This is a genomic window from Streptomyces sp. NPDC056503, from assembly GCF_042794995.1.
Classification (GTDB): domain Bacteria; phylum Actinomycetota; class Actinomycetes; order Streptomycetales; family Streptomycetaceae; genus Streptomyces.
In genome coordinates this window covers 1-6,338 of sequence record NZ_JBHTST010000228.1, presented here as the reverse complement: position 1 = coordinate 6,338, position 6,338 = coordinate 1, and the positions used below count along the sequence as shown (strand labels likewise).

Below are 6,338 nucleotides of genomic sequence, written 5' to 3'. Positions count from 1 at the left end.
AGGTGCGGACGCTTCCTTCGTTCCTGTTTCCAGGCCCTCCGGGCGCTTCCTTCGTTTCCGACTCTATCAGATCTTTCCGATCCGATTTCCTCGGTACTTTCCGGTCCTGAGTTTCAATTCCTCGGGGCCTTCCGGCGGGGTCAAACATTACCAGGCTTTCTCCGTCCCGCTGACCACCCCTCCGCGCTCAACCGGATGAACCGGGGCAGGCAGAGGTGTAGACCACTGGGGTTAGGATCTGGCTTGATCGGTGCTGCCGACCACGACTCAAAGCCGCGTTGGGGTCAAGCAGGAGTACGACAGTACATCCCACCGTCAGTAGAGGCAAATCGTTTCCGGTAGTCCCTAGCTCCGCCCAACTGGTACGTCTCGTGCGGAACTAGGACTTCTTATGACTTACGCTTCTGAACAGTACGCGCCGCCCAGGACAGGTGTGGCGGCGCCACACGATCTCCGCCCCTGGGAGGCTTCCCATGACAACCGTGACGTCGCCACTTGTTGGACGCGCCATCGGTCTCGCCAATGTTCCCGACCCGGTCTTCTCCGGTGCCATGGTCGGGCCCGGCACCGCCATCGATCCCGTACGTGAGCCCTCCGAGGCGGTCTCCCCCATCGACGGGGTCGTCGTCTCCATGCACCCGCACGCCTTCGTCGTCGTGGACGGCGAGGGTCACGGGGTGCTGACGCACCTCGGCATCGACACCGTCCAGCTCAACGGGGAGGGCTTCGAGCTCCTCGTCAACAAGGGGGACACCGTGACGCGCGGCCAGGCCGTCGTGCGGTGGAACCCCGCCGATGTCGAGGCCGCCGGCAAGTCCCCCCTCTGCCCCGTCGTCGCCCTCGAGGCCACGGCCGACTCGCTCTCCGACGTCCGTGAGGACGGCGACGTGAAGGCCGGCGACCAGCTCTTCGACTGGAGCTGAGTCCGGTCCGTCCTCCGGACGGCCGCGCGTACGACATTCAACGCGGCGGCATCGGCCGCCGCTCAATCGGAGACGGGTGAGATGGAGACAACGCTGCGAGGCGTCGGCGTCAGCCACGGAGTGGCGATCGGCCAGGTGCGGCACATGGGCACGGCGGTTCTCGAACCGCCCGCCAAGCAGATTCCCGCCGAGGAGGCGGAGCGCGAACAGGGGCGCGCCCGCCAGGCGGTGGAGGCTGTGGCCGCAGACCTGATCGCGCGCGGCAATCTGGCCGGCGGTGAGGCCCAGGCGGTGCTGGAGGCCCAGGCGATGATCGCCCAGGACCCGGAGCTCATCGCCGACGTCGACCGCAGGATCGCGGTCGGCAGCACGGCCGAGCGCGGTATCTACGACGCCTTCTCGCACTACCGCGAGCTGCTGGCGGGTGCCGGTGAGTACATGGCGGGCCGGGTCGCCGACCTGGACGACGTGCGGAACCGGATCGTCGCGCGGCTGCTCGGCGTGCCGATGCCCGGTGTTCCGGACAGCGACGAGCCGTACGTGCTCATCGCGCGGGACCTGGCCCCGGCCGACACGGCGCTGCTGGACCCGGCGCTCGTGCTCGGGTTCGTGACCGAGGAGGGCGGGCCGACCAGCCACAGCGCCATCCTGGCGCGTGCCCTGGGCGTGCCGGCCGTGGTCGCGCTGCCCGGTGCCGGTGAGCTGGCGGAGGGCACGCAGATCGCGGTGGACGGTTCCACCGGCGAGATCTTCGTGGACCCGAGCGAGGAGAAGAAGGCGGCGCTGACCCAGGCCGCCGAGGCGCGCAAGGCCGCGCTGTCCGCGTCGAGCGGCCCCGGTGCCACCTCGGACGGGCACAAGGTGCCGCTGCTCGCCAACGTGGGTGGGCCGGCCGACGTGCCGGCCGCGGTGGAGGCGGGTGCCGAGGGCGTCGGTCTGTTCCGTACGGAGTTCCTCTTCCTGGACGACAGCAAGAAGGCTCCGTCCGAGGAGAAGCAGATCGAGGCGTACCGGAAGGTCCTGGAGGCCTTCCCCGAGGGCCGTGTGGTCGTGCGGGTGCTCGACGCCGGTGCCGACAAGCCGCTCGACTTCCTGACGCCGGTCGACGAGCCGAACCCGGCGCTCGGCGTGCGCGGGCTGCGGTCGCTGCTCGACCACCCGGAGGTGCTGCGGACGCAGCTGACCGCGCTGGCGAAGGCCTCCGAGGGCCTGCCGGTGTACCTGGAGGTCATGGCGCCGATGGTGGCCGACCGGACGGACGCGAAGGCGTTCGCCGACGCGTGCCGCGAGGCGGGGCTCCGGGCGAAGTTCGGCGCGATGGTGGAGATTCCGTCCGCCGCGCTCCGGGCCCGCTCGATCCTGCAGGAGGTCGAGTTCCTGTCGCTGGGCACGAACGACCTGGCCCAGTACACCTTCGCCGCCGACCGTCAGGTCGGTGCCGTGTCGCGGCTCCAGGACCCGTGGCAGCCGGCGCTGCTCGACCTGGTGGCGCTGTCCGCGGAGGCGGCCAAGGCCGAGGGCAAGAGCTGTGGTGTCTGTGGCGAGGCCGCCTCGGATCCGCTGCTCGCGTGTGTGCTGACGGGTCTGGGGGTCACCTCCCTGTCCATGGGCGCCGCGTCGATTCCCTATGTACGGGCGACGCTGGCGAAGTACACGCTCGCGCAGTGCGAGCGTGCGGCGGCCGCGGCGCGTGCCGCGGACACGGCGCACGAGGCGCGGCTCGCCGCGCAGGCGGTGCTGTCCGGGGAGTGATCCCGGAGTCGTAGCGCGTGGTTCGGAGGGGCTTCCCGTCACCTGGTGGCGGGGAGCCCCTTCCTCGTGTCCGGGGTCAGTGGCGGTGGTGGTGGGCGTCGGGGTCGGCGGCCAGGGGGAAGCCGGCCCGGTGGTCGACGCCGTGCTCCGGGGGCAGGGGTTCGCCGGTGCGGGCGTCGGTGCAGTAGGCGGCGAAGACCTCGGCCTCGGTGAGGGGGGCGAGGGTGCCGTCGGCGAGGCGCCAGCCGTGGAGCCGGTCGGGTCGCCCGGGACGGGTCGCGCGCAGGACGAGTCCGCCCGGGGATGCGAGGACGATCCCGGCGGCGAGGACGGCGGCGAACTCGGTGGCCGCGGTGGGGTCGTGGTGGTGGGCGCCCTGGTCCTCGCGGGCGGAGTGGAGGACGGCGAGGAGGTGGTCGTCGGCGGCGGGGACGCTGCAGACGAGGTGGTGGGTGCCGGGTCCCGCGCCGTCGAGGAGTCCGAGGAGCAGACGGGTGGCGCGGTCGAAGGCGTCGCGGCCGAGGTCCAGGCCGCAGTCGGCGCAGTCTCCCGCGGTGGCGAGGACGGTGGTGGCGTACTCCCAGGTGGCGCGGCGGACGGCGGTGTCGACGAGTTCGGGGAGGAGGGCGGTGAGGGGCTGCCCTGTGTAGGTGACGCGGGCGCCGGTGGTGGCCAGGTGGTCGGTGAAGCGGCTGCGGCTGGTGGGGTGGTCCGGGTCGAGGCCGGTCTCGGCGCAGAAGGAGACGTACTCGTCGGGGTCGAAGAGGGCCACGGTGGTGTGGGTGCCCTGGCGGGCGAGGGTTTTGAGGAGGGCTTCGATCTCCTTGAGGTAGGTGGTGTGGTCGTCGAAGGCGAAGGTGCGGTAGCGGCGCATGGCGGCGAAGTCCTGCTCGTCGGCCAGGAGTCCGACGGTGCTGGGGATCTCGCGGCGCAGGGCGCGGCGGAGGCGGGTCGTGGTGGTGGTCGTCGTCATGGGTCCCCCTCGGGCGTGGCGGTCTGATCGCGGCGATCAGTGCTCACTCACCGTAACCGTCGGCACTGACAGTGACGGTTGGGCGGGGTGGGTGACGCGGTCGCGGAGGAGGCGGTGCTGGGCGGCGCCCGCGCCGACGAGGGCGAGGCCGAGGAGCGGCCAGGCGAGGGGGCCGGCGGTCATGACGGCGGTGACGAGGAGGGGGCCGGCGAAGCGCTGGGTGGAGTGGGCGAGGCCGTGGACGCCGAGGTAGGCGCCCTGGGCGTCGGCGGGGGCCAGGGCGACGGAGAGCTCCCACGAGGAGGTGGCGTGGACGATCTCGGCGAAGGTCAGGGCGACGACGGCCACGACGAGCGCGGTGACGGCGAGGGCGCGGCCGCCGGCGGCCGAGGCGGCGAGGGCGAGCGTGCCGACGACGAAGAGGCCGGTGAGGGGGAAGAGGAGGCGGCGGGCGGCCGCGGTGGTGGCGCCGAACCGGGCGAGGGGGACCTGGAAGAGGACGACGAGGACGGTGTTGAGGACGAGGAGGAGCGGGGCGAGGCCGACGGGGGCGTCGGTGGCGTGGACGATCCAGAGGGGGACGGCGACCTGGAGGATCGTGTCGTCGAGGAAGAGGACGGCGTCGGTGGCGGTGTAGCCGAGGAAGGTGCGGTCGCGCCAGGGGCTGGAGGGCTTGTCCCGGGGGGTGTCGCGCGCGGTGGCGGCGACCAGGGAGGGCGCCGACGGTTCGGCGCAGCGCAGGGTGAGCAGGGCGATGGCGAGGTAGGAGAGGACGTTGCCGACGAGGAGCCAGGTGTACGCCTGGGTGGAGCCGGTGGCGAGGGCGGCCGCGGCGCCGAGGCCGCCGATGGACCAGCCGATGTTGACGGTGGTGCGCTGGATGGCCTGGTAGCGGACGCGTTCGGCGCCCGCCTGGCGGGCCGCGTACAGCTTGATGAGGACGCTGCCGGCGCGGTCGGGCAGGGCGCCGAGGGCGGAGTAGAGGGTGAGGAGGAGGAAGTGGTCGGTGGTGAGGAGGGCGAGGAGGGTGGCTCCGCGCGCGAGCTGGGTGGCGGCGATGACGCGGACGAGGGGGAAGCGGTCGGCGAGGAGGCCGGCGAGGGGCGCTCCGGCTATGCCGACGCCGCCGGAGACGGTCATGAGCAGGCCGACCTGGCCGAGGCTCAGGCCTGAGACGTAGGTGAAGTAGAGGGCGGTGCAGCCGGCCCAGAGGCCGGTGCCCGTCTTGTCGATGATGCTGACGACGAGCATGCGGCGGCCGTCCCGGCCTCCCGGGATGCGGTCGAGTGCGGTGCGGTGCCACGAGGACGGGCGACTCACGTGATTCCCCCTTGACGCGAGTTATGTATTGATACATAGTTTGGAACGTGGCAACACAATATTCGATTCAGGGGACATCGGCCAAGGGCATTGCCGCGTCCGTCGAACGCGGGGTGACCGAGGGGGAGCTCGCCCCGGGCGACGCGCTGCCTCCCGTACGGAAGCTCGCGGACGACCTGGGGGTCAGTCCGGGCACGGTGGCAACCGCCTACAAGGAACTGCGCGGGCGGGGGCTCGTGGTGACCCGCGGGCGGGGCGGCACGGTCGTGGCGGAGGCGCCGTCGGTGGCGTCGCGGCGACCCCCGCGGATGCCGGAGGGGCTGACCGACCTCGGGAGCGGCCTGCCCGATCCCGCCTTCCTGCCGGTGCTCCACCCGCCCGGCGCCGTGCGGCCCGTCTACGGCTCGCACCGGGCGGCGCCGCGGCTCGCCGCCCTGGAGGAGCTGACCCGGGCGTGGTTCCGGCGGGACGGGGTGCCCGCGGAGCGGGTGACCTTCGCGCACGGGGCGCTCGACTGCATCGCCCGGCTGCTCTCGGTGGAGCTCCGGCCCGGAGACGCGGTGGCCGTCGAGGACCCCGGCTTCCACCACCTCCTCGACCTGGTCCCCGCGCTGGGGCTGCGGATGGTGCCGGTGGCCGTCGACGGCGAGGGGGTCACTCCGGACGCCATGCGGGCGGCGCTGCGGGCCGGAGTGCGGGCCGTCGTCTTCAGCCCGCGTGCCCAGTGCCCCACGGGGGCTTCGCTCTCGCCCGGGCGGCGGGACGAACTGGGCGCGCTCTTCCGGGAGTTCCCCGAGGTCCTCGTGATCGAGGACGACTACCTCGCCGAGCTCGACGGTCCCCCGGCGCCGACGGTGAGCGCGCTGGGGCCGGCTCGCTGGGCACAGGTGCGCACGGTCTCGAAGCGGCTGGGCGTGGACCTGCGGTGGGCCGGGCTGACGGGTGACGCGGTGACGCTCGCCCGGCACGACGGCCGGATGCTGATGACCTCCGGCTGGGTCAGCCACCTGCTCCAGGAGACCGTCGTCGGGCTGTTCTCCGACCCGGAGGTGGCGCGGCTCGTGGCGCGCGGGGAGGCCGCGTACGCCGAGCGGCGGCGGGCGCTGGTCGAGGCCCTCGGCTCCCGCGGCATCCGCGCGGTCGGTGCCGGGGGGCTGAACGTGTGGGTGCCGGTACGGGACGAGTCGGCGGTGGTCAACGGGCTGCGGACGCACGGGTGGTGGGTGGCGGCGGGCGCCCGGTTCCGGATCGCCGCGCCACCCGCCGTACGGATCACCGCGTCCGTGCTCCTGCCGGAGGCGGCTGAGCGGCTGGCGGAGGACTTCGCCCGGGTGCTCGGGGACACCCAGGCGACGTACGGGGGGTGAGGC

At 72.9% G+C, this 6,338-nt stretch carries 5 protein-coding genes; 3 read left to right on the top strand and 2 right to left on the bottom strand.

Features of this window, described 5'->3' with window-relative positions; genetic code table 11:
• Positions 1-473 precede the first annotated feature (473 nt).
• Positions 474-923: a PTS glucose transporter subunit IIA gene (locus ACFQ8C_RS36100; protein WP_383466077.1), complete on the top strand. Its 450-nt coding sequence runs from the start codon at positions 474-476 to the stop codon at positions 921-923.
• Positions 924-1,004: 81 nt separating this feature from the next.
• Complete coding sequence (gene ptsP, locus ACFQ8C_RS36095; RefSeq protein ID WP_383466075.1) at positions 1,005-2,675, top strand: phosphoenolpyruvate--protein phosphotransferase; 1,671 nt, start codon at positions 1,005-1,007, stop codon at positions 2,673-2,675.
• A gap of 76 nt (positions 2,676-2,751) precedes the next feature.
• Here ptsP and ACFQ8C_RS36090 read toward each other — a convergent pair whose 3' ends face one another.
• Entirely contained in the window at positions 2,752-3,648 is an 897-nt protein-coding gene (locus ACFQ8C_RS36090; protein WP_383466073.1) for a hypothetical protein, read from the bottom strand.
• A gap of 36 nt (positions 3,649-3,684) precedes the next feature.
• Entirely contained in the window at positions 3,685-4,968 is a 1,284-nt protein-coding gene (locus ACFQ8C_RS36085) for an MFS transporter (protein ID WP_383466072.1), read from the bottom strand.
• Between the two features lie 47 nt (positions 4,969-5,015).
• Between ACFQ8C_RS36085 and ACFQ8C_RS36080 the strand changes: the two genes are divergently transcribed.
• Entirely contained in the window at positions 5,016-6,335 is a 1,320-nt protein-coding gene (locus ACFQ8C_RS36080) for an aminotransferase class I/II-fold pyridoxal phosphate-dependent enzyme (protein ID WP_383466070.1), read from the top strand.
• The last annotated feature ends 3 nt before the right edge of the window (positions 6,336-6,338 follow it).